Consider the following 23,704-nt stretch of genomic DNA (forward strand, 5'->3'; position numbering starts at 1 on the left):
CATGCCCCAGAGCAAGTCGTGGGCGTTCACCATTGTTCCCGCAGCAGTTGGCGAACCTGGCTGGAGGCTGCCCGATTAGTCGCGCCGAGGCGTCCGCGCAGATCGGCGCTGCCGATGTCCTTGATCGCATTCAGCAGGCAATCACTGACCCGCGCTACATCGTCCGCCGTGGGCTGTTCAATCTGGCTGACCGACAAGGTCTCCCACAGCAAGCCGAGGCTGGCATAGCTGTCGATGTCATAGGCCATGGGCGGCACACTGGCGGCCAGGGCTTCCAGCTCTTCGACGCTGCGCAGGGTCACCCGCGCGGCCGAGGCCTTGCCCATGGCGTGCACCATTACGCCGGGGTCGCGCAGGGCAATCAGGCGGTTGGCCTGGTAGCCATGGGCCAGGAACGCACCGGACATGGCCTTGCCCACCAGCAGCGCAATCACCGGGTGGCCGGCGAGGCGCGCGCGGGCATAGCTGTCGGCCGCAGCGGCCAGGGCCTGGTGGATGCCGAGGGCTTCTTCGCGACGGCCATAGGCTTGGCTGGGCACATCGACGATGGCGATGATGGGCCGCTTGTCGCCGCGGGCGATGGCCTCATCGACGGCCTTGGCCAGGCCCCAGCCCTCGAGCAGGCCGACTTCGCCATTGCGCGCCCGAGGGAAGCGGTTTTGCGCGTCGGTCACCACGGCGACAAAGCGCACCTGTTGCTCACCCAATACACCGTCGGCCACCCTCAGCGACGCCGGCAAATCGTCTACAACTGGAGCGCCGGCGCTCAATGCGTTGAACCACTGCAAGCCTCTCATGAGCGTTCTCCCTGATACAGCTCGCGCACCGTCGCCGGGTCGATTTGCGCTACGGCGTCCAACTCGGCCAAGCGTGTGAGGTAATAATCAGCCTGGCGACTGCGTTGTTGGGCGGGCACGCCTTGCTGCAACAACGCGCTGACCGTCTGCTGGATCTGCGCCGCATCGTCGGCCACGTAACGGTCGGCCAGGCCGCTGTTGAAACGCTGTTCGCCGCCCGTGAGGCTCCAGATAAAAGGACGGTCGCGGGAGTCGTACTCTTCCAACCCGGCTTCCTGTTCGATCACCTGCGGACCATTCAGGCCCAGGCGCGCTTCGCGGGTGACGACGAGGTAGCTGCACAGCCCGGCGGCGATGGACATGCCACCGAAACAGCCAACGCTGCCCGCCACTACGCCGATCACCGGCTGGTACTGGCGCAGGTCGACAATCGCCGCGTGTATATCGGCAATCGCGGCCAGGCCGAGGTTGGCTTCCTGCAAGCGCACGCCGCCGGTTTCCAGCAGCAGCACGGCGCGGGTCGGGATGCCCTTGCGGTTGTCTTCGGCGGCCAGTTCCAGGGCGCCGGCGATTTTCGCGCCGCCCACTTCACCGAGGCTGCCGCCCTGGAAGTTACCTTCAATGGCCGCAATCACTACGGGCAAGTCGCCGATGCTGCCCTTGGCGATCACCACGCCGTCATCGGCCTGGGGCACCACCCCTTGGCGGCTGAGCCAGGGCGACATGACCCTCTGGAACGGGTCGATCAGTTCGCGAAAGGTGCCGGCATCCAACAAGGCCTTGGCCCGCTGCCGCGCACCCAGTTCCACGAAGCTGTGTTTAGCCAGCAAGTCAGTCATGGCCGATCTCCTCGAATCCCTGTTCCAGGCGCAAACGCACCACGCCGGGGGTGGCGCCGAAATCGTGGATATCAATGTTCAGGGCGGGTGGCGTCTGCTCTTGGAAAATGCGTTCGAACAGGTGCTGCCAGCGTTGTTCGGCGCCATTCACCGAGGTCTGTACCTGGATGGTCAACGTGCCGGCCGTGCCCGGCTCCAGCAGCACTTCCAGGTCGCCCGAGCCGACGCAACCCACCAGCGCACGGCCTGTTGGCGGCTGCCCGGCGGGGAATTCAAAGGATAAGGTTTCCATCACAACGCTCCGTCGAGGCGGTCGATAAACAGGCAGGCGGCCAACAGGTCGGCGGCGCCACCGGGGGAGGCATTCAGGGCCAGCAGTTGATGGTCCAGCTCATGCAGTTGGCGGCGCCCGGCGAGGCTTGCGCTGCCGCCGGCGTCGAGCACGGCCTGGGCACCGCGCTGCATGGCATGCAGGCCTTCCAGGCCGGCGCGATAGAGCACGCAGGTGTCGGCCAGGTCGGTCATGATCGCGAGCAAGGCGTCAAGACGCGCGTTCTGTTCACCGACGTTCTGGCGGCGGCTCTGGCGCAGTTGCGGCAGACCGCGTTGGGTCACGGCGGGGAAGCCCAATTGCGCTTCTTCACGGGCACCGCGTGCGCCGTAGCGTTGCGCGACCTGGGCGCCGTGGCTCATCGATTGGGGCGCGTAACGGTCGTTGAGCAGGGCCAGTCTGGCGGCGTTCAGCGTTATGGCTCGCGGTTCCAGGGCAGCCGCTGCGGTCAGCAGGCCAAGGGCCCAGATCGCACCGCGATGGGTGTTCACGCCGTGGGTGGTGACGAGCATCGCCTGTTCGCCTTCGCGCCCGATACGGCCGAGGGCTTCGCGCAGGGGCAAGCCGACTTCACCGAGTTCAAGCGCCGCCTCGGCCATTGCCTTGAACATCGGCCACAGCGACAGCGCCGAGGCGTGCATCAGCCCCAGGTGCAAATCACTGTGGGCGCCGTTGCCGCGACGGTCCACCAGGGCGGGCTTGGGCGACAGGTCGGCTTCATCGATCAGCGCATCGACGGCCATATCCGCCAGGCGATCCGCGAGGCTGAGTTCGTGCAGTTTAAGGGCGCGCATTTACCAGCTCCTGAATTTGGCGGGCGGGTTGTACAGGCCACCGGACCACTCCACCAGGTCGGCCACACTCTTGGCGGCCAACAGCTCGCGGGTGGCGTCGGTGCGGCGGATGCCCAAATCTTCGGGCAAGGCGATCAGGCCTTCGCGGCGCATGCGTGCGGTGTCCTTGGGGTTGTGGCGCATGCCGATGGCGGTGACCCCGGCGACGGCGGCGATCATCGCCTGGCGCTCTTCCAGGGACCGCGCCTTGTACAGGTAGGCGATGCCTTCTTCGGTGAGCAGGTGGGTGACGTCGTCACCGTAGATCATGATCGGCGCCAGGGGCATGCAGCTTTTGCGCGCCACTTCGACCGCATCCAGGGTGTTGACGAAGGTGGGCTTGCCGCCTTCCTGGAAGGTCTCGACCATCTGCACCACGAGCTTTTTGCCGCGCTCCAGCAGCGCTTCCGGCGCGTCGCCGTGACGCATGTCCAGCCACGCCGGCGTGCCGTGACGACGGCCACGCGGGTCGTGGCCCATGTTCGGCGCCCCGCCAAAGCCGGCGAGGCGGCCACGGGTCACGGTGCTGGAATGGCCGTCGCCGTCGACTTGCAGGGTAGCGCCGATAAACAGGTCCACCGCGTATTGGCCGGCCAGTTGGCAGAACATCCGGTTGGAACGCATCGAACCGTCGCGGCCGGTGAAGAACACATCCGGGCGCGCGGCGATGTAGTTCTCCATGCCCAGTTCGGTGCCGAAGCAGTGCACGCTTTCCACCCAGCCGCTTTCGATGGCAGGGATCAGCGTGGGGTGCGGGTTGAGGGTCCAGTTGCGGCAGATCTTGCCCTTCAGGCCCAGGGATTCACCGTAGGTGGGCAGGATCAATTCGATGGCAGCGGTGTTGAAGCCGATCCCATGGTTGAGTGACTGCACATTGTGTTTTTCGTAGATGCCGCGGATCGCCATCATCGCCATCAATACATGCACCGGCTTGATATGGCGCGGGTCGCGGGTGAACAGCGGCTCGATGTAGAACGGCTTGTCGGCCACCACCACAAAATCCACCCAACTGGCGGGGATGTCGACGCGGGGCAAGTCGCTGACGTCATCCACCAACTGGTTGACCTGCACGATCACGATGCCATCGCTGAACGCGGCGGGTTCGATCAGAGCCGGGGTGTCTTCGGTGCTGGCGCCGGTGTAGATATTGCCGGCACGGTCGGCCATGAAACCGGCGGACAGTACGACGTTGGGGATCAGGTCCACCACCAGCCGTGCATAGAGCTCGATGTAGGTGTGGATCGCGCCGATTTCCAGCAGGCCGTCTTCGAGCAGTTGGCTGATGCGCAGGGATTGGGTGCCGGCGAAGGAAAAGTCCAGCTTGCGCGCAATGCCCTTTTCAAACAGGTCCAGGTGCTCGGACCGCCCGACGCTGGGCATGATCATGTGCAAATCGTGGAGTTTGGCCGGGTCAGTCTGGGCCAGGGAGCGCGAGAGGAAGTCGGCCTGCTTCTGGTTGTTGCCTTCCAGCACCACGCGGTCGCCGGGGAGGATCAGCGCCTCAAGCGCCTCGACAATCCTGTCACTGGGCAAAACCGCCCCGTCTGCGATTTTTTTGACCAGCCCCAGCCGCCGCTGCTTCTCGTCGCGCCGCCGCGTCCAGCGCGAGTCGGGGTTTATTGTTGTTGTCATGGTCGCTCCACGGGTTTGCTGTCGTGGGCTGTACCTTAGGAGTGATTCAGGGGGCCATCAATCAAGCTGGGCGGTGGATCGTTACGGTTGGAGTAATGGAGCATCAGCAAACGCTGACCCGAGCCAAAAGATGATCTAAATGTGGGAGGGGCGGTGCGACGATTCGACTTGCCCCCGATGGCGGTGGGTCAGCTAAGTGATGTATCAACTGACACTCAGCCATCGGGGGCAAGTCGAATCGTCGCACCGCCCCTCCCACATTTGCTCAGTAGTGCCTGTTAGATAGCGGTCCCAAAAAGGGAATGATCAGTCCCTGGCTGGGACCTCTTCCGCAGAAGGGCTGACCTGCTCCAGAGCTCTATCCACCAACAACTGCCCCAACTCGGCCATTTGCTGGATCCCAAGCATGATGGCGCGCTGGGAAGTGTCCAGGTCGAAGGCCAGGTTGCAGGTGAGTGCGTTGAGGGAGGACAGGGTTTCGCTGGCGTTGACCAGCAGGGTTTCGGTGTTTTGGTGGGGGTTTACGGTGAAGAGGCTTGCGGGCGGATTGGGGGTAGGTTTAACCATGATTTACAACTCCGATATGTGATGGAGACTGCCCTTTTCCGCTTGCACGCGAATTAAGGTGGCAGCTGTGCGCAGGTGTGCAAGACCGGGCATATCGGACCCCGGCAGACCCCGAAGGATCTCCCACGCACAGCCGCCATAACAAATACAGCAGGCATAAAAAACGCCCGTTGAATGGCTATGGGCGTTGGTGCGCCGACATGTAACCGGACTTGCACGTCCGTGTCACCGTTTTTTGTGATGACGGGACGAAGACTAGGCGCGCTGACTGCACGCGACAAGTTCATGCATAACCCAAAATCTTGCAGGAAAAATCCGAAGCCCCAGCCGCAGCCGCCAGCCAGCGCAAGGCCAAAGCCCTGCAATAGGGTGACGCGGAGCGTGGGAACGATCATCGACACTCAGAAGAGAATTATCTGACAGACTTTTCAGGTTGTTGCTCGGAACCGTTGTCCCTAGGCTTTTCGCTCCGAATAGCTACGGGCAGGCATCATGAACCCGATCGTTAATCCCGATGCAAGGCCATTGCAGAGCGTGATGTATCACATCACAATCGCGCCATGATCGTCAGCTGGAAACATAAAGGACTCAGGGCGTTCTATGAGACCGGTTCAACCAGAGGCATCAACGCAAATCATGCAAAGCGCTTGCGCCGCATGCTGCTCATTCTGGACAAGGCCGAGCACCCAGATGCACTGGATCTGCCCGGCTGGCGCTTCCACCGTTTGAAGGGCGACCTGATCGACTACTGGTCAGTCAGCATAAGTGGTAACTGGCGCATCATTTTTCGGATGTTCGACGATCAGGTCGAACTGGTTGATTATCTTGATTACCACTGAGTAGAGGTATCGATATGGGTATGCACAACCCACCTCACCCAGGTGAAATTCTGCTTGAGGACGTGGTCCCAGCCTTGGGCATCACCATCACCGAAATGGCTAAACGTCTTGGCTTTGCCCGCGAAACTTTTTCAAGGATCTTGCATGGCCACGCTCCCGTCAGCCCGGACCTTGCCGTCCGGTTGGAGCGAGCCGGCGTAAGTACTGCACAACTATGGCTATCGATGCAAAGTGCCTACGACTTGTGGCAGGCCGAGCATCGGGAGCAGCCGTTAATTGAGCGGTTTGCGCGGATTGATTGAGGGCTTGAGCAAGTCTCCCTGCGTAGCAGCTGTCGAGCCCTGGCGAGGCTGCGTCAGCGGTGTGTCAGACGGGCCGCAAGCGCAGCCTCGCCGGGGCTCGACAGCTGCTACGCAATATCACATTCAGATGCCCCTCCCACAGGGGATCCTCACATGACTTAGATTCACGCCAACCCGGACTCCACCAGCAACGCCTCGAGCCCCATCAAATCCGGCACCTTAGCCACATGTTCCCCCACCTGCACCGCCGCCAGTTCCAGCGGGCACAGCGGCACGTCCACGTAGCTCAATTCGCTATCGAGCTTGTACGACCGTGGAATCCCCTGGATCACCAGCGCAATAAACTTCAACGTGGGTCGGCCGCCCAGTGCATTCAACACCACGATCCGCGAGCGTTCGCCGGTCACGCCGGCCTCGCCGCACGCCGCTTCAAAGCTGATCAACGGGATGTGCCGATCCCGCCACGTCACTTGCCGCAAATACCACGGCGGCGCATCGCTGGCCGGTTCGCCGCGTTGGAAGTCGATCAACTCGGCGATGGCGACGTTGGGCAGTATCAGGTGGCGGTCGGCCAGGGGCAGGAGCAGGCCGGTGAGTTGGCTGGTGCGGTGGTCAAGCACGGGATTTGCTCCAGTAGGCGATGCTTTCGAGCAGCACCGATTCCTGGTACGGCTTGCCCAGGTAGTCGTTGACGCCGATGGCCATGGCGCGGTCGCGGTGTTTCTGGCCGGTGCGGGAGGTGATCATGATGATCGGCAGGCGCATCAGCCGGGGGTCGTTGCGCACCTGGATGGCGACTTCGAAGCCGTCCATGCGCGGCATTTCGATGTCGAGCAGCATCAGGTCGGGGGTATGTTCCTCGAGCACGGCAAGGGCGTCGATGCCATCCTTGGCGGTGAGTACGTTCATGCCGTTGCGCTCCAACAGGCGGCTGGTGACTTTGCGCACGGTGACCGAGTCGTCCACCACCAGCACCAGCAGCGGGCGCTTTTTCAGCGGGTCGTTGAGGATCAACGGAGCATCCACCGCCTGGGCCGGCAAGGCCGGTTGCCGGGCGCGGATGTGCGCGAGCAGGTCGATGATCAACACCACGCGCCCATCCCCCAGGATGGTCGCGCCGGATAACCCCTGCACCCCGGAAAACTGCGGGCCCAGGCCCTTGACCACAATCTCCCGGGTGCCGGCCATGGCGTCCACATGCACCGCCACGCGGCGCTCGTTGCACTGCACCAGCAACACCGGCACGGGTTGATACTGGCCCAGTAATTTCGGGCGACCGACGGTGTGCAGCAGGTCACCCAGGTAAAACAGCTCGTAGCGTTGGCCGGCATATTCATAACACGGCGGATCCTGCTGGTAGTGCCCCGCCAGCTCATGGGGCAGCACCCGCACCAGCCCTTCGATGGTGTTGAGCGGGATCGCGTATTGATCGTCCGCGCAGTGCACCATCAACGCCCGATTGACCGACACGGTAAACGGCAGGCGGATGCGAAAGTGCACGCCCTCCCCCGGTGTCGAGTCAATGAACATCGAGCCGCCGAGCTGGCGCACTTCTTCGTGCACCACGTCCATGCCCACGCCGCGCCCGGAAATCTGCGTGATCTTTTCCGCCGTGGAGAACCCCGGCTGCAGGATGAACTGCAACACATCACGGTCGCTCATCTCTTGATGAGGGGCGAGCAAACCGCGCTTGATCGCCTTGCGCCGCACCGCTTCCAGGGGCACGCCGGCACCGTCGTCGCGCATGTCGAAAACGATATCGCCGCCTTCGTGGGTCAGGTCCAGGGTGATGCGGCCCTTCTCCGGCTTGCCGGCCAACAGCCGCGCATCGCGGGACTCCAGGCCATGGTCGACGGCGTTGCGCAGCATGTGTTCCAGCGGTGCCGCCATGCGCTCCAGCACATTGCGGTCCATCTCGCCCTCGGCATTGCCGACGATGAATTCCACGTCCTTGCCCAACTCGCCCGCCACCTGGCGCACGATGCGTTTGAGGCGCGGCAGCATGCGTTCGAAGGGCACCATGCGCGTGCGCATCAGGCCTTCCTGCAACTCGGTGTTGATGCGCGCCTGTTGCTGCAACAGGCCATGGGCGTCCTCGTTGCGGCGGTCGAGGGTGTCCTTGAGGTCGAGCAGGTCGGAGGCCGATTCCGACAGCGCCCGGGACAGTTGCTGCAACTGCGAATGACGGTCCATTTCCAGCGGGTCGAATTCTTCATAGCCCAGGCGCTCGGCCTCGGCCTGTTGACGACTGAGGATGCGCCCCTGGGTTTCGGTGTCGAGGCGGCGCAGTTGGTCGCGCATGCGTTCGATAGTGGTTTCCACCTCATGCAGGGCAATGCGTGCGTCGTTGACTTGCTGCTCGATACGGCCACGGAAGATCGAGGTCTCGCCGGCCAGGTTGACCAGGTCGTCCAGCAGGTCAGCGGAAATCTTCACCATGTCGGCGCCGGGATCAACCACCGCTTCGACCTTGCCTGCGGGCAGCGCCACGGGCGTCACGGGCTCATCGCTGGGGTGCACCAGGCTCTTGATACGTTCGATGAGCTTGTCCACCGACCCCACCGGCAGCCCATCCGCCACGGCGTCGATCATCTGCGCCAGGCGGTCGTGGCAGCCCTGCAGCAACGCGAACAGTTCGGCGGACGGCGCGAGCAAACCGGCGGACAGCCCTTCGTAGAGAAATTCCAGCTCATGGGCCAGGTCACCGATCGGCCCGATCTCGACCATGCGCGCGCCGCCCTTGAGGGTGTGCAGGTCGCGCAGCAGGGTTTCGACTTCCTGGCGATTGTTCGGCTCGGCCTGCCAGCGCAGCAAGGCGCTGCCGGAGCTGTCGAGAATGTCGGCGGCTTCTTCGAGGAAGATGTCCAGCAACTCGGGGTCGGTGCCCGGCGTTTCCGCAGGTGGAGCGGCCTGTGCAGCCGGCATGCCGCCCTGGCGTAGCGCGCGCAACCTGGCGACCAGTTCGGCGCTGTCGCTCAAGGGTTGATGGTGCTGCAGTTCCTCCAGTTGCAAGGCCAGTCGCTCATGGCTGGCCATCAGCACCTGCGACAGCTCGCTGGAGTAGCTGTAGCGCCGATCCACCAGGCCTTCGTACACGCACTCCAATTCATGGGCAAGGTCGGCCACCGGTCCGATGTCGGCCATGCGCGCGCCGCCCTTGAGGGTGTGCAGGTCGCGCTGCAGGGACGACAACGGCGCGGCACTGTCCGGCTCCAGCAGCCAGCGCTTGAGCGACTGCCCCGCACTGTCGAGGATATCCACGGCTTCTTCGAGGAAGATCTCCACGAGTTCATCGTCGATCCACGTTTCATCCTGCAGTTGCGCGGTGGCGGCGCCCAGTTCGGAGATGCTCAGGGTACGGCTGCCGTCGCTTTTGATCAGGCCGGTGGCAGAAGGGTCCAGCGCATCGTCCAGCAGTTCGCGCAGGGCGTGTACACGTGCCGGAGCCGGGATGATTTCCTGGCCGGCGGCCAATTGATCGAGCATGCTGATCAGCGCCTCATGGGCCTGTTCGGCCTCATGGAAAAACCGTTCGCTGACCGCCAGGCTGCTTTCTTCCACGGCGCCGTAGAGGTCGAGCAAGGCTTCGCAGAGTTCATCGATGGCGTGCAGGTCAGCAACATGCGCGCCCTCCCCCAACGTGGTCAATTCATCCAGCAGCGCGGTGAGTTCCTGGCGTTCGCCGGGGTGTTGCTGCCAGCGGCGCAGCAGGCTTTCGGCGTCGAGCAGAATGTCCATGCCCTGGGCCAGGAAGTTGGCAATCAGTTGCGGGTCGCGCTTGATCCGCAACCCCGTGTTGGGGGCGTCGAGCAGCGCGGCCAGTTGATGGTCGAGCAGGGCCTGGGTACGGCGGATCAAGTCATCCGCGCCCTTGATCGGCACCAGGGGATCGCGGTCCAGTTGACGCAACCCGCGCTGGAACAGGCCTTCGGCTTCCAGCAGCAACTCGACTTCGTCCAGGTCCAGCGGCAGGCGATGGGCCTTGTATTCGCGGGTCAGGTGATCCAGTGGGCGCACCAGCTCGGCGATGGGCAACACGCCAGCCATGTAGGCGCTGCCCTTGAGGGTGTGCAGGGCCCGTTGCAGTTCATCGCTGACTTGCAGCGGCACATGCTCGGCGGCCTGTTGCAGGAAGTGGTTGAGGCTGTCCAGATGGCTCTGGGCTTCGTTGCGGAAGATCTCCAGCAACATCGGATCGTGGGGTTCGGCGCCTGACCCTGCGCCGTTGGCCCAGGCGTGGGCGCGGGCGGCCAGGGCGTCGACCTCATCGCGCTGGTGTTGCTCGCCCGTCGCGAAGTCGGCGATCAATGCCGGCAGCAGGGCCACGGCGTCATCCAGCACCTGTTGGATCTCGGGGCCGAGGGCCACACTGCGCTCGAGCACACGGTTCAGCAGGTTTTCCACGGCCCAGGCCAGCTCCGCCAGCACCAGGGCGCGTACCATGCGGCCGCTGCCTTTCAGGGTGTGGAAAGCGCGGCGCATTTCGCCCTGGGCGGTTTTGTCCGCGCTGTTGGGCAGGTGCCGGTGCAGCACCTCAAGGACTTCCTCGGTTTCTTCGAGGAAGACATCGCGCAGTTCATCGTCGATGGGCGCTTCATCGGCCGGCGGCGGCAGCAGGCTACCGGGGCGTTGCAAGGCCGGCGGATTGAGGCCCGAAGTGGGGTTGGCCAGTGCGTCGAACTGCGACTGGCTGGGCGCAACCTCGCTCGACAGCGCGCCATCGGGTGCTGCCAGCGCCTGGCGCCAGGGTTTTTCGGCAGGCAGGTAGCCCAGCGCAGCCAGGCTTTGGGTGGCCATTTCCAACACCCGTTCACCGGCGGCGTCCGGGTCCTGGAGCATGCGCTCGAGGTAATACTCCAGGCTGCTGATCACGTCAGCGAAATGCCCCAGTTGTACCTCCGACGGCGGGTTGTCGTTGACCATCAACTGTTCGTCGACATAATCGGTGCAACCGCGCATCAGGCTTGCCGCGCGGGGCAAGGGGATCATCGCCAGCGCGCCGCGCACCTGGCTCAGCAGTTCCGGCAGGGATTCCAGGCGCTGGCGGTCCCAATCGGCTTCGATACAGTCGATCACCAGCTCCTTGGCTTGCTGCAGGCACTGGCAGGATTCGCGGATGACCAACTGGTGGATCTGGGTCAGGTCGGTGGTGGGCAGGCGGCTCTCTTCATGGCCTTCCGGCTCGACGGTGCCGACCATTCCCGCCAGCGTGGCTTCCACATAGAGCAGCGCGCCGGCGACGTCCATCAACACCGCATCGTTGGGCTCGCGATGCCCCTGGGCCAGGCTCAATACCACGGCCAGCTGGTCGATGATGACTTTGCGCGGCTGGCCAAACCCCAGCACCGCGAGGGTATCGGCAATCTGTCGCAGGGGCGCCAGCAGCGCGTCGAGGTCGCTCGTGTGCTGGCGGTCGCTGCGCACGAACAGGTCGAGGCGCTCTTTGACCCGGACCAACTCTTCACACAACGCACCGAGCACCGAGCCCATGGCGTTGCGATCCGGCCCGGCAAGGCGCGCGCGTTCGGCGTCCACCACCGTGCTGTCGGGCAAGGCCTCATCCAGGCTGTAGCGCTCTTTCAGACTCTGCATGCGCGGGGTCGGTCGGGTGACTTTGGCGACGTAAAACAACAGGCTCTTGAGCAGTTCATCCGGTGCGGGTTGGTTGATCCCGCCGATGCCCTGTGCCAGCAGGCGCTTGAGCTGCTTGTCGCTGGCCTTGAGCAGGCTGCGCAGCGCCGGGCTGTTGGCGACTACGCCGGTGAGCATGCCCTCGACCAGCGCCGACGCCACTTGCCACAGCGGCAACAGCGGCGCGCCCTGGCACAGCGCCTCAAGGCGCGCGAACACCCGCGCCATATCTTCCAGGTTGCTCGGCCCGTGGTCTTCACGCAGCAGCCCGGCGAGGGCTTGCTGCAACAGTTGATGCCACTGGCGCAGTTGCGCCTGGAGGTCGGCCGGCGCGCGTTGAGCCAGGGCGTCATCGGCAAGCGGCGCAATCGACAGCAGTTGCGGGCTGAACAAGCTGGTTTCCGACAGCAGGCTTTCGCCGTGGGCACTGCGCAGGTCGTTGAGCAGCGGCAGCACCACCAGCGGTAAATCACGGCGAGCGCTGTGCACCCGGTCAAGGTACAACGGCAGTTGGCCCAGGGCCTGTTGCAGCAGGCGGATACTTTCCTCGCGCTGGCCGACATGCCCGGCCTGGAGCGCCAGGGCCAGTTCTTCGATCTCTTCGGCCAGCAGCGCCGCGCCGTAGAACTCGACCATTTGCAGCGCACCATGCACCTGGTGGATAGCGTCCAGGCACTGGCTGATCACGCCATCGTCGTGGGTCTCGACAAATGCATCCAGCGCCGAACGGGCCTGTTTCAGGGTTTCGGCAATGTCGCCCTTGACCCATTCGAGGGCCACGTAGTCGTGCCGATCAACCATAACTGCTCCGCTTAGAATTCGTGGGTTGCCTGGATCTCAAAGCCAATGGAGATCGAGTGTGGGAGGTGGCAAGCCCCTCCCACATTTTGACTGCATTTCAATCATCAGCCTGTTTGGCCGCTGGCAGGGTGAAACCCGACACCGACCTGCGCAACTGGCTGGCCATCTTCGCCAAGTTGCCGATGCTTTCGGCGGTAGCGGTGGAGCCCGATGACGTCTGCGTGGTGATCTGCTGGATCACGTTCATGGTCAGGGAGATCTGTCCCGCCGATGAGGTCTGTTGCTGCGCCGCGTTGGAGATGCTCTGGATCAGCGCGGCCAGGGTTTTCGATACGCCTTCGATCTCTTCCAGCGCCACCCCGGCGTCCTGGGCCAGCCGTGCACCGCGCACCACTTCGGTGGTGGTCTGTTCCATGGAGATGACGGCTTCGTTGGTGTCGGCCTGGATCGCGCGCACCAGGGTTTCAATCTGCCGGGTGGCCGCCGACGAACGTTCGGCCAGCCGCTGCACTTCATCGGCCACCACCGCAAAGCCGCGTCCGGCATCCCCGGCCATGCTCGCCTGGATCGCGGCGTTGAGGGCGAGGATGTTGGTCTGGTCGGCAATGTCGTCGATCAGGCTGACGATGTCGCCAATCTCCTGGGACGACTCGCCCAGGCGCTTGATGCGCTTGGCGGTGTCCTGGATCTGTTCGCGGATGTTGTCCATGCCGTGGATGGTGTTGTGCACCACCTCATTGCCTTTGTTGGCGATTTCCACCGAACGTTCCGCCACCGCCGATGATTCGGCGGCGTTGGCCGACACCTGGTCGATGGACTGGGCCATCTGGTTGATCGCGGTGGAGGCTTCGGCGATCTGCTGGGCCTGATGCTCGGAGGCCTGGGCCAGGTGCATGGCGGTGGCCTGGGTCTCTTGCACGGCACCCGCCACTTGCCCGGCGGTGAGGTTGATGGTGGCCACCAGGTCGCGCAGCTGGTCCACGGAATAGTTGATGGAGTCGGCGATGGTGCCGGTGAAGTCTTCAGTCACCGAGGCGGTCACAGTGAGGTCGCCGTCGGCCAGGTCTTCGATTTCATCGAGCAGGCGCATGATCGCGTTCTGGTTGCGCTCGTTCTTCTCGGCGGTCTCGTGCAGTTGGCGGTTGGTTTCGCGCACCATCACCAGGCCGATCAGGATGATCGAGGCCAGCGCCAACAGGCCCAGCACATAGCCGCCGATGGTGTCGAAGCTGCGTCCGCTGGCGAGGTTTTCAAAACCGGTGGCCAGGTGCGAGGCTTCATCGAGCAGGGTTTGCGACAGGTTGAAAATATTGCTCGCCGAGGCGCGGACCTGGAACAACTGCGGCGAGGTTTCGAGGATTTCATCCACGGAGCCGGAGACAAACTCGAACAACTCGGCGATTTCCGCCAGCCGCGCGCGGGCATCGCGGTCTTCGACCTGGGTGATGCGCAGCCCGGGGTTGCCGTTGAGCATGCCATTGAGCACCTGCCCGAAGCGATTGGCATCGCGGCCAAAGGTGTCGGCGGCCTGGACGGCGGTTTCGTCACCGGCCAGCACCGTGTTGACCGCGCCCAGGATACGTTCGGCCAGCAGCGACTGGCGCTGGGCCAAGGCCACCTGGCTGGCCGGCGCGCCGCGTTGCAGCAGGATGTCGACGACCTTTTCCGACTCCATCTGCAATTGCGGTACGGTTTCGGCGAGGGTCGCGGCCACTTGGTGCAGGGACAGCACGGTCTGTTCGCTGGCGAGGATCGCGTCGGTGTTTTTCAACAGCGCTTCCCAGTCCGTCTGCACCGCGCGCATTTCGGCGCGGACCGCACTGGGCGCAGCGGGCAGGCCGGTTTCCGGGTCGCCTTTTTTCAGGTAACCCCAGCGCTGGGCAAAATCGTTGCGCGCGTCGCCCAACAGCTTGAATGCGGCGGCCTTGCCGGCGGCGGCCTCGGTAGCGTTCTTGGCGATGCGTTGGGACAGCACGCGCAGTTCACCGGCGTGGCCGATGTACTGCTTGTCGTAGGTGGACTGGGTGTTGAGGTAAGCAAAGTTGGCGAACAGCAGCATGATGAATACGATCAGCGCGATAAACAGCACGATGATCTGTGAACGGCTGCGCGAGCCGGCCTGGGGTTTGGGCGTAGTAGCGGTGGTCATGCGGCGACATCCATGAAGCCAGGGGCCTGGGCCAGGGCGAAGGGGCTGAAGACCTGCCACAGCGGCTCGCCGTCGAATTGGCCCTGGATAAATGGCGCGCCGGGGCTGGGGCTCGCCAGCAAGGCGTCTTGTGCAAAATGCTGCATCCCCACCACCTCGTCTACCAACAGCCCGACAAACAGATCGTTGTATTCCACCACCAGCACCCGCCGTTGCTTGCGCGCCTTGGACAGCTCAAGGCCAAGGAAGCCGCCGAGGTCCATCACCGGCAGCAAACGCCCGCGCAGGTTAGCAACACCCCTGACCCAGGCCTTGACCCCGGGCATTAAAGTGCAACGCGGCTCATGCAGGACTTCGGCGACTTCGCCCATGGGCGCGACATACCAATGCTGCCCCAGGCGAAAGCCAATCCCGCTCCAGCGTTGCAGGCGGGTTTCCTGGGACGGCAGGTCGGCGGCCAGCAGGCGGCAGCGGCGGTCGATGTCCAGCAGCAACTCGAAGGCGGTTTGCGACTCGGTCATGATGGCGTGCCGTCAGCCGGCCAGCACCTTGTTCAGGGTGGCGATCAGGGTTTCCTCGTCCACAGGCTTGGTCAGGTAATCCTTGGCACCCTGGCGTGCGCCCCAGATCTTGTCGGTCTCCTGATCCTTGGTGGTAATGATGATGATCGGGATGCCGTTGGTTTCCGGCTCCTTGGACAGCTGGCGGGTGGCCTGGAAGCCATTGAGGCCCGGCATCACGATGTCCATCAGCACGGCGTCAGGCTTTTCCTGGCGGGCCAGGGCCACGCCGTCGGCGCCGTTCTCGGCCTTGAGGACCTGGTGGCCGTGCTTTTCCAGCATGCCGGTCAGTTTGTACATTTCGGTCGGCGAATCGTCGACGATCAGAACACGTGCCATGGTTTTCCCCACTACATTGGTCGGCGCCGGCCCTTGTGAGGCGGCGTCAGTGTGCTTGTTCCACTGCGGCGAACCCGGGCACATAGGCCTTGATCGCACTCAGCAGTTCTTCCTTGCTGAAAGGCTTGGTCAAAAACTGATCGACACCCACGATGCGCCCCTTGGCCTTGTCGAACAGACCGTCCTTGGAAGACAGCATGATCACCGGGATCGACTTGAACACCGGGTTGTTCTTCACCAGGGCGCAGGTCTGATAGCCATCCAGGCGCGGCATCATGATGTCGACAAAGATAATGTGCGGGTGATGATCCACAATCCGGGCCAGGGCATCAAAACCGTCGATGGCCGTGATGACATCGCAGCCCACGTTCTTCAACAGCGTCTCGGCGGTGCGGCGGATCGTCTTCGAATCGTCGATCACCATCACTCTCAAGGCGTTGGAATGCTGTTCCATATCTGCTCTACCATCGCCACAGCGAATCGGTTTTCGGTGTGTACTGCCTGATGTTGCACAGGATGAGCGCCGCAGGCCTTGGAATTCAAGGGCTGCTGCGCCGTGGCAGTCTTTTTAGCACAGTCTCGGGGAGCAATCTATCGAGGCACCCGCCCGGTGGTTTTTCCTTGACCCACAACAGCCGCAGCGCCACTCTGACGCCACTTTTATGCGCCCCAATTTTGCTAGAGGAAATCCCCCATGAGCGTTCGCGTCGGCATTGTCATGGACCCTATCGCCAGCATTTCCTATAAAAAGGACAGCTCGCTGGCCATGCTGCTGGCTGCCCAGGCCCGCGGCTGGAGCCTGTTCTATATGGAGCAGCGCGACCTTTACCAGGGCGACGGCGAGGCCCGTGCACGCATGCGCCCGCTGCAGGTGTTTGCCAACCCCGAGAAGTGGTTCGAACTGCAGGACGAAATCGACAGCCCCCTGAGCGACCTCGACGTGATCCTGATGCGCAAGGACCCGCCGTTCGACATGGAGTTCGTCTACTCCACCTACCTGCTGGAGCAGGCCGAACGTGCCGGCGTGCTGATCGTCAACAAGCCGCAAAGCCTGCGTGACTGCAATGAAAAGCTGTTCGCCACGTTGTTCCCGCAGTGCACACCGCCCACCGTGGTCAGCCGTCGTGCCGACGTGCTGCGTGAATTTGCCGCCAAGCATGGCGATGTGATCCTCAAGCCGCTGGACGGCATGGGTGGCACCTCGATCTTCCGTCACCGCGCCGGCGACCCGAACCTGTCGGTGATCCTCGAAACCCTGACCGCCCTGGGCACCCAGCAAATCATGGGCCAGGCCTACCTGCCGGCGATCAAGGACGGCGACAAACGCATCCTGATGATCGACGGCGAGCCGGTGGATTACTGCCTGGCGCGTATTCCGGCGGCAGGCGAGACCCGTGGCAACCTGGCGGCAGGCGGTCGAGGCGAAGCGCGGCCGTTGTCCGACAAAGACCGCTGGATCGCCAGCCAAGTTGGCCCGACCCTGCGGGAAAAGGGTTTGCTGTTTGTAGGCCTTGACGTAATTGGGGAAAACCTCACCGAAATCAATGTCACCAGCCCGACCTGCATTCGCGAGATCGACAACGCATTTGGCACGAACATCGGCGAAATGTTGATGGCCGCCATCGAACGCAAGCTGCAGGCCAAGTGATATAGAACAGCCGGACACACACCAACATTGCGCTATCATGCCCGACCTGTGAAACGCGCGATGTTGGTTTTCTTGTCATGACACTCCCGTCCGATCTGCCCTCCGAACTCTCCCACAGCGGCGTGCGCCCGGCTGATCGGCTCGGATTTACCCTGTTTCTTGCGGCATTGATTCACCTGGCCTTGATCCTCGGCGTGGGTTTCACCATGGTCGAGCCCAAGCAGATCACCAAGACCCTGGAAATCACTCTCGCCACGTTCAAGAGCGAAAAGAAGCCCGAGAAGGCGGACTTTATCGCCCAGGACAACCAGCAGGGCAGTGGCACCCTGGACAAGAAGGCGATCCCCAAGACCACCGAAGTGGCGCCCTTCCAGGACAACAAGGTCAATAAGGTCACACCGCCGCCGGCGCCCAAGCCTGAAGTCAAACAGGCCACGCCCAAGCCCACGGTGACCACCGTCGCACCCAAGCCGCAAAAAGCCCCGGTCCAGCGCGAGAAAACCAAGACCGAGCCGCAACCCGAGCCCGTGAAGCCGGCACCGACGTTCGACAGCTCGACACTGTCCGACGAAATCTCCAGCCTGGAAGCCGAACTGGCCCATGAACAACAGCTTTACGCCAAGCGCCCACGCATTTACCGCCTGAACGCCGCCTCGACCATGCGCGACAAGGGCGCCTGGTATAAGGACGAGTGGCGTAAGAAGGTCGAGCGCATCGGTAACCTCAACTACCCGGAAGAGGCACGGCGCCAGCAGATCTACGGCAATTTGCGTCTTTTGGTGTCGATCAACCGCGACGGCACCTTATATGAAGTGCAGGTGCTGGAGTCGTCCGGTCAGCCGCTGCTGGACCAGGCGGCCCAACGCATCGTGCGCCTGGCCGCGCCCTTTGCCCCGTTTACCGGGGACTTGAACGATGTGGACCGCCTGGAAATCATCCGCACCTGGAAGTTTGCCAAGGGTGATCGCCTTTCCAGCAACTGAACGCGCCGTCCTACAGAAAAGCCGACAGCACTGTATTCGGGTCACGTCCAGCTTGTCAGTTCGCCCCTCCAACGCCACACTAGCGGACATGAAAAATGTCAGCCCGACCTACCTCAAGCACCAATTCCTGATCGCCATGCCCCATATGGCCGACCCGAACTTTGCGCAGACCTTGACCTACATCGTCGAGCACACGGCCAATGGTGCCATGGGGTTGGTGGTGAACCGCCCGCAGGCGCTGAACCTGGCCGATATCCTTGAACAGCTGCGTCCGGAGGTCGACCCGCCGGCCCGTTGCCAGGGCGTGCCGATCTACATCGGCGGGCCGGTGCAGACCGATCGCGGCTTTGTGCTGCACCCCACCGGGCCGAAGTTCCAGGCCACGGTGGACCTGGACGGAGTCTCGCTGTCCACCTCCCAGGACGTGCTGTTCGCCATCGCCGACGGCGTGGGCCCTGAGCAAAGTGTAATCACCCTGGGTTACGCCGGCTGGGAAGCCGGGCAGCTGGAAGCCGAACTGGCCAGCAATGCCTGGCTGACCTGCCCGTTCGATGCCGACATCCTGTTCAACACCGCAAGCGAACTGCGCCTGGAAGCCGCCGCGGCCAAGCTGCGGGTCAACCTCAGCCTGCTGACCAGCCAGGCGGGGCACGCCTGATGGCCTTGCGTTTGATCCTCGGCTTTGACTACGGCACCAAGCAGATCGGCGTAGCGGTCGGCCAGGTCATCACCGGCCAGGCCCGCGAGCTGTGCACCCTCAAGGCCCAGAACGGCATACCGGACTGGAACCAGGTCGAAGCCCTGATCAAAGAGTGGAAGCCCGATGCCGTAGTGGTCGGCCTGCCCCTGAACATGGACGGCACCCCCAGCGACATGTGCCTGCGCGCCGAAAAGTTCGCCCGCCGTCTTAACGGCCGCTACAACCTGCCCTTCTATACCCACGATGAACGCCTGACCACCTTTGAAGCCAAGGGCGAACGCCGCGACCGTGGCGGCCAGAAAGGCAGCTACCGCGATAACCCGGTGGACGCCATCGCCGCCGCCTTGTTGTTACAGGGCTGGCTGGACGAAAACACTGCTTTATTTGAATCCTGACTGACGCGGCTTGCCGCGTCTTCTTACGTTTGAGCCCGGACCTTGTCGTCGCCTCCGCCGCGCAAGGCCTTGAAGGAGCCACCATGAGCCTGCCAAACCCCGCCGAACTGATCCGCCAGATGGCGGTTAGCCTCAAGACGCACCTGGAACACCGTGGCATCAGCGAACCGCGCTTTATCGGTATTCGCACCGGCGGTGTGTGGGTCGCCCAAGCGTTGCTGGACGAACTGGGCAGCGACTCACCCTTGGGTACCCTGGACGTGTCCTTCTACCGCGACGACTTCAGCCAGAACGGCCTGCACCCGCAAGTGCGCCCGTCTGCCCTGCCGTTCGAGATTGAAGGCCAGCACCTGGTGCTGATCGACGATGTGCTGATGAGCGGCCGTACCATCCGCGCCGCCATGAATGAATTGTTCGATTACGGGCGCCCGGCCAGCATCACCCTGGTCTGCCTGCTGGACCTGGACGCAGGCGAACTGCCCATCAGCCCGGACGTGGTTGGCGCCACGCTGTCCCTTGAGGCCAGCCAGCGAGTAAAATTGTCCGGTCCCACGCCGCTCGAACTCGAACTGCAAGACCTTGCCCTTTAAACCGCCTTGTAAAGAGTCCCCGCGATGACGCCTCTAGATGCCAAGCGCCCGCTGCAGCTCAATGCTCAGGGCCAGTTGCAACACTTCTTGTCCCTCGACGGTTTGCCCCGCGAACTGCTCACCGAAATCCTCGACACCGCCGACTCGTTCCTCGAGGTTGGCGGCCGGGCGGTGAAGAAAGTCCCGTTGCTGCGCGGCAAGACCATCTGCAACGTGTTCTTCGAGAACTCCACCCGTACACGGACCACCTTTGAACTGGCGGCCCAACGGCTGTCGGCCGACGTGATCACGCTGAACGTGTCCACCTCGTCGGCGAGCAAGGGCGAGACCCTGCTCGACACCCTGCGCAACCTGGAAGCGATGGCCGCCGACATGTTCGTGGTGCGCCACGGCGACTCCGGTGCCGCCCACTTCATTGCCGAGCACGTGTGCCCGCAGGTGGCGATCATCAACGGCGGCGACGGCCGTCACGCCCACCCGACCCAGGGCATGCTCGACATGCTCACCATACGTCGGCACAAGGGCAGCTTCGAAAACCTCTCGGTGGCCATCGTCGGCGACATCCTGCACTCACGGGTGGCACGCTCGAACATGCTGGCCCTGAAAACCCTGGGTTGCCCGGACATCCGCGTGATCGCACCGAAAACCCTCTTGCCCATCGGCATCGAGCAATACGGCGTGAAGGTCTACACCGACATGACCGAAGGCCTCAAGGATGTGGACGTGGTAATCATGCTGCGCCTGCAACGCGAACGCATGTCGGGTGGCCTGCTGCCGAGCGAAGGCGAGTTCTACCGCCTGTTCGGCCTGACCACCGCACGCCTGGCCGGCGCCAAGCCGGACGCCATCGTGATGCACCCGGGGCCGATCAACCGAGGCGTGGAGATTGAGTCGGCGGTGGCCGACGGCAGCCAGTCGGTGATTCTCAACCAGGTCACGTATGGCATCGCCGTGCGCATGGCGGTGTTGTCCATGGCCATGAGCGGGCAAACCGCGCAACGTCAATTCGAGCAGGAGAAGGCCCAGTGAAGCTCAGCATTCTCGGCGCCCGAGTCATCGATCCGGCCAGCGGCCTGGATCAGGTTACCGATCTGCACCTGGAGGCCGGCCGGATCATCGCCATCGGCGCCGCGCCCGGTGCTTTCAGCCCCAGCGAGACCATCGATGCCAAAGGCCTGGTGGCCGCGCCCGGCCTGGTGGACCTGAACGTCGCCCTGCGCGAGCCGGGCTTCAGCCGCAAAGGCAATATCACCAGCGAGACCCGCGCGGCCGCAGCCGGTGGCGTCACCAGCCTGTGCTGCCCACCGCACACCAAGCCGGTGCTCGACACGTCGGCCGTGACCGAGCTGATCCTCGACCGTGCCCGTGAGGCCGGCAATTGCAAAGTGTTCCCCATCGGCGCCCTGAGCAAAGGCCTGGAAGGCGAACAACTCGCCGAACTGATCGCCCTGCGCGATGCCGGTTGCGTGGCGTTCGGCAACGGCCTGGAGAGTTTCCGCAGCACCCGCACCCTGTGCCGCGCCCTGGAATACGCGGCCACCTTCGACTTGACGGTGATCTTCCACTCCCAGGACCGCGACCTGGCCGAAGGCGGCCTGGCCCATGAAGGTGCGGTCGCCAGCTTCCTCGGCTTGCCGGGCATTCCGGAAACCGCTGAAACCGTAGCCCTGGCCCGTGACCTGCTGCTGGTGGAACAAAGCGGCGTGCGTGCGCACTTCAGCCAACTGACCAGCGCCCGGGGCGTGGCCCTGATCGCCCAGGCCCAGGCCCGTGGCCTGCCGGTGACGGCAGACGTGGCGTTGTATCAGTTGCTGCTGACGGATGAGGCGCTGATCGACTTCTCCAGCCTTTACCACGTGCAACCGCCGCTGCGCACACTGGCCGATCGTGACGGTTTGCGTGCGGCAGTGAAATCGGGGGTGATCTCGGCGATTTCCAGCCACCACCAGCCCCATGAGCGCGATGCCAAGCTGGCGCCGTTCGGCGCGACGGAGCCGGGCATCAGCAGCGTGGAGCTGTTGCTGCCGCTGGCGATGACGTTGGTGGAAGACGGTTTGCTGGACCTGCCGACACTGCTGGCGCGCCTGAGCGCAGGCCCGGCCGAGGCCTTGCGCCTGCCGGCGGGCAAGCTGGCGGTGGGGGCGGCGGCAGATCTAGTGCTGTTTGATCCGGCCGGCTCCACGGTTGCGGGCGAGCACTGGCTGTCTAAGGGTGAAAACTGCCCGTTCATCGGCCATAGCCTGCCGGCGAGCGTGCGCTACACCTTGGTGGACGGGCGCATCAGCTATCAGGCTTGAGCCACTAAAACCTGTAGGAGCGAGCTTGCTCGCGAAGAACGAATAGACAATGCGGGCTACCTGATAGCGCTGCGTTATCGTTAACGTTCTTCGCGAGCAAGCTCGCTCCTACAGGTTATTTATGATCTACCGGCCGCCGTTGCGCTCGGCATTGCGGATCGAAACCTGGGTATTCAAGGTCCAGAAGTCATACAGCACTCCCACCAGGAACAAGCCGCCGGTCAGCAGGTAGATCAGGCCGGTGATCCATTTGCCCTGGTACATGCGGTGCACGCCGAACACCCCCAGAAACGCCAACAGAATCCACGCCACGTTGTATTCGATAGGCCCAGCGGTAAAACGCAGGTCCGCTTCACGGTCCATGGCCGGAATCAGGAACAGGTCGATCAGCCAGCCGATCCCCAGCAAGCCGAGGGTGAAAAACCAGATCGTTCCAGTGACCGGTTTGCCGTAATAGAAACGATGGGCCCCGGTAAACCCGAAAATCCAGAGCAGGTAACCGATCACCTTGCTGTGGGTGTCTTGCTGCGGACCAACCTGTTGATAGGTGTTCATGGAGTACCTCTTTTGCTTCGATAGATAAATTTTTTCACTTTCTTTGTGACTTTTTTACAGGCGCCCGACGTACGGCAAATGGTATCTTCCCTCCCCTGAAAGCCTTATGCCACCTGACTTGTGTAGGACAATCGCGGCGAATCGTCGCGTTTTTCCTGAGTTTGACCGCAAGGTTCAGTCGACAAACGGCCTGAGAACGACACAAAAAGCTGTTATAAAGTTGCGCGCAAACCCATAAGAGCCACGCCTAATGCGACCATTTTTAAAGACATGGCTAACCATTTGCCTATTAATGCCACTGGCCGCCCACGCCACCAATCGTGAGCAACGACTTCCGAACGTCAACGGTTTCACCCCTAAAGTCCACAGCGCGCCCAGCACTGCCAAATCGGCAAAGCCGACCGTCAGCCGCCCGACTCAACTGAGCAAGGCCCACGGTAAAGCAGTTCCAGGCCTGATGGCAGTCAACACCAGGCAAAGCAGCACCGTCCTCAGCCGCGCCGTAAACGTGCTCGGTACTCCTTATCGTTGGGGCGGCAGCAGCCCAAGTAAAGGGTTCGACTGCAGCGGCCTGGTGAAATATGCGTTTAACGACGTAGCGGCCGTGGATCTGCCGCGCACCTCCAACGCCATGGCCGCCGGTCATGGGCAGAAGGTTGAGCGCAAGGACCTGAAACCGGGTGACCTGTTGTTCTTCAAACTGAAGAGCCGCCAGGTGAACCACGTAGCCATCTACCTGGGCAACGACCGCTTCATCCACGCACCGCGCCGTGGCAAGTCGGTCAGCATCGACACGCTGAAAAAGCCGTTCTGGGACAAGAACTACGTGATTGCCAAGCGGGTTCTGCCGAAAGAGCAGAATACCTTGCGGGTAGTACAACGCTGATCTGAAGCTGGAATGCAGTAGTACATGTGG

23 protein-coding genes are annotated in these 23,704 nt (G+C 63.1%); 10 read left to right on the top strand and 13 right to left on the bottom strand.

Annotated elements, in window-relative coordinates:
- Positions 1-26: 26 nt before the first annotated feature.
- From mdcE to BFQ01_RS00505, 6 genes are all read right to left on the bottom strand, one after another.
- A complete protein-coding gene (gene mdcE / locus BFQ01_RS00480) occupies positions 27-797 on the bottom strand; it encodes a biotin-independent malonate decarboxylase subunit gamma (RefSeq protein ID WP_065923833.1) in 771 nt (256 codons plus the stop codon).
- Positions 794-1,636, bottom strand: coding sequence for a biotin-independent malonate decarboxylase subunit beta (locus BFQ01_RS00485; RefSeq protein WP_065923834.1), 843 nt, complete (start codon positions 1,634-1,636; stop codon positions 794-796). The genes mdcE and BFQ01_RS00485 overlap by 4 nt, the downstream gene beginning before the upstream one ends.
- Complete coding sequence (locus tag BFQ01_RS00490) at positions 1,629-1,928, bottom strand: malonate decarboxylase subunit delta (RefSeq protein ID WP_065923835.1); 300 nt, start codon at positions 1,926-1,928, stop codon at positions 1,629-1,631. The genes BFQ01_RS00485 and BFQ01_RS00490 overlap by 8 nt, the downstream gene beginning before the upstream one ends.
- The gene (locus BFQ01_RS00495; RefSeq protein WP_065923836.1) at positions 1,928-2,761 is read right to left on the bottom strand and encodes a triphosphoribosyl-dephospho-CoA synthase; all 834 of its coding nucleotides are present in this window, start codon (positions 2,759-2,761) and stop codon (positions 1,928-1,930) included. The genes BFQ01_RS00490 and BFQ01_RS00495 overlap by 1 nt, the downstream gene beginning before the upstream one ends.
- Positions 2,762-4,432: a malonate decarboxylase subunit alpha gene (mdcA, locus tag BFQ01_RS00500; protein ID WP_065923837.1), complete on the bottom strand. Its 1,671-nt coding sequence runs from the start codon at positions 4,430-4,432 to the stop codon at positions 2,762-2,764.
- Positions 4,433-4,738: 306 nt separating this feature from the next.
- Positions 4,739-4,999, bottom strand: coding sequence for a DUF6124 family protein (locus tag BFQ01_RS00505; protein WP_065923838.1), 261 nt, complete (start codon positions 4,997-4,999; stop codon positions 4,739-4,741).
- A gap of 560 nt (positions 5,000-5,559) precedes the next feature.
- Here BFQ01_RS00505 and BFQ01_RS00510 point away from each other — a divergent pair.
- Together BFQ01_RS00510 and BFQ01_RS00515 are read left to right on the top strand one after the other, a co-directional pair.
- Complete coding sequence (locus BFQ01_RS00510; protein ID WP_065923839.1) at positions 5,560-5,838, top strand: type II toxin-antitoxin system RelE/ParE family toxin; 279 nt, start codon at positions 5,560-5,562, stop codon at positions 5,836-5,838.
- A gap of 14 nt (positions 5,839-5,852) precedes the next feature.
- Complete coding sequence (locus BFQ01_RS00515) at positions 5,853-6,140, top strand: HigA family addiction module antitoxin (RefSeq protein WP_065923840.1); 288 nt, start codon at positions 5,853-5,855, stop codon at positions 6,138-6,140.
- Positions 6,141-6,304: 164 nt separating this feature from the next.
- Here the strand turns inward: BFQ01_RS00515 and BFQ01_RS00520 are convergent, their stop codons facing one another.
- The 6 genes from BFQ01_RS00520 to pilG all read right to left on the bottom strand — a co-directional run bounded on the left by BFQ01_RS00520 (position 6,305) and on the right by pilG (position 16,074).
- Positions 6,305-6,760: a chemotaxis protein CheW gene (locus BFQ01_RS00520; protein WP_065923841.1), complete on the bottom strand. Its 456-nt coding sequence runs from the start codon at positions 6,758-6,760 to the stop codon at positions 6,305-6,307.
- Complete coding sequence (locus tag BFQ01_RS00525; protein WP_065923842.1) at positions 6,753-12,572, bottom strand: Hpt domain-containing protein; 5,820 nt, start codon at positions 12,570-12,572, stop codon at positions 6,753-6,755. The genes BFQ01_RS00520 and BFQ01_RS00525 overlap by 8 nt, the downstream gene beginning before the upstream one ends.
- Positions 12,573-12,669: 97 nt before the next feature.
- On the bottom strand, positions 12,670-14,721 hold the full coding sequence (locus BFQ01_RS00530; RefSeq protein WP_065923843.1) for a methyl-accepting chemotaxis protein: 2,052 nt from the start codon (positions 14,719-14,721) through the stop codon (positions 12,670-12,672).
- A complete protein-coding gene (locus BFQ01_RS00535) occupies positions 14,718-15,242 on the bottom strand; it encodes a chemotaxis protein CheW (protein WP_065923844.1) in 525 nt (174 codons plus the stop codon). Before BFQ01_RS00535 ends, BFQ01_RS00530 begins: the two co-directional genes overlap by 4 nt.
- Before the next feature lie 12 nt (positions 15,243-15,254).
- Positions 15,255-15,620, bottom strand: coding sequence for a twitching motility response regulator PilH (gene pilH, locus BFQ01_RS00540; protein WP_014720320.1), 366 nt, complete (start codon positions 15,618-15,620; stop codon positions 15,255-15,257).
- A 46-nt stretch (positions 15,621-15,666) separates the two neighbouring features.
- The gene (pilG, locus tag BFQ01_RS00545; protein WP_027606081.1) at positions 15,667-16,074 is read right to left on the bottom strand and encodes a twitching motility response regulator PilG; all 408 of its coding nucleotides are present in this window, start codon (positions 16,072-16,074) and stop codon (positions 15,667-15,669) included.
- 240 nt (positions 16,075-16,314) lie between these two features.
- Between pilG and gshB the strand changes: the two genes are divergently transcribed.
- The 7 genes from gshB (at position 16,315) to BFQ01_RS00580 (ending at position 22,233) form a co-directional block, all read left to right on the top strand.
- Positions 16,315-17,268, top strand: a complete 954-nt coding sequence (gene gshB / locus BFQ01_RS00550) for a glutathione synthase (protein WP_065923845.1) — start codon at positions 16,315-16,317, stop codon at positions 17,266-17,268.
- Positions 17,269-17,345: 77 nt separating this feature from the next.
- On the top strand, positions 17,346-18,251 hold the full coding sequence (locus tag BFQ01_RS00555) for an energy transducer TonB (RefSeq protein WP_065923846.1): 906 nt from the start codon (positions 17,346-17,348) through the stop codon (positions 18,249-18,251).
- A gap of 88 nt (positions 18,252-18,339) precedes the next feature.
- Complete coding sequence (locus BFQ01_RS00560) at positions 18,340-18,909, top strand: YqgE/AlgH family protein (RefSeq protein WP_027606084.1); 570 nt, start codon at positions 18,340-18,342, stop codon at positions 18,907-18,909.
- Entirely contained in the window at positions 18,909-19,346 is a 438-nt protein-coding gene (gene ruvX, locus BFQ01_RS00565) for a Holliday junction resolvase RuvX (RefSeq protein ID WP_005792259.1), read from the top strand. Before BFQ01_RS00560 ends, ruvX begins: the two co-directional genes overlap by 1 nt.
- Positions 19,347-19,429: 83 nt before the next feature.
- The gene (pyrR, locus tag BFQ01_RS00570) at positions 19,430-19,936 is read left to right on the top strand and encodes a bifunctional pyr operon transcriptional regulator/uracil phosphoribosyltransferase PyrR (protein ID WP_065923847.1); all 507 of its coding nucleotides are present in this window, start codon (positions 19,430-19,432) and stop codon (positions 19,934-19,936) included.
- A gap of 24 nt (positions 19,937-19,960) precedes the next feature.
- On the top strand, positions 19,961-20,965 hold the full coding sequence (locus tag BFQ01_RS00575; RefSeq protein ID WP_027606086.1) for an aspartate carbamoyltransferase catalytic subunit: 1,005 nt from the start codon (positions 19,961-19,963) through the stop codon (positions 20,963-20,965).
- Entirely contained in the window at positions 20,962-22,233 is a 1,272-nt protein-coding gene (locus BFQ01_RS00580) for a dihydroorotase (RefSeq protein ID WP_065923848.1), read from the top strand. Before BFQ01_RS00575 ends, BFQ01_RS00580 begins: the two co-directional genes overlap by 4 nt.
- A gap of 126 nt (positions 22,234-22,359) precedes the next feature.
- Here BFQ01_RS00580 and BFQ01_RS00585 read toward each other — a convergent pair whose 3' ends face one another.
- On the bottom strand, positions 22,360-22,788 hold the full coding sequence (locus BFQ01_RS00585; protein WP_027606088.1) for an NINE protein: 429 nt from the start codon (positions 22,786-22,788) through the stop codon (positions 22,360-22,362).
- Between the two features lie 250 nt (positions 22,789-23,038).
- Between BFQ01_RS00585 and BFQ01_RS00590 the strand changes: the two genes are divergently transcribed.
- Entirely contained in the window at positions 23,039-23,674 is a 636-nt protein-coding gene (locus BFQ01_RS00590) for a C40 family peptidase (RefSeq protein ID WP_027606089.1), read from the top strand.
- Positions 23,675-23,704 lie beyond the last annotated feature (30 nt).

Source organism: Pseudomonas sp. 8 R 14, assembly GCF_900005955.1.
GTDB classification, from domain to species: Bacteria; Pseudomonadota; Gammaproteobacteria; order Pseudomonadales; family Pseudomonadaceae; genus Aquipseudomonas; species Aquipseudomonas marginalis.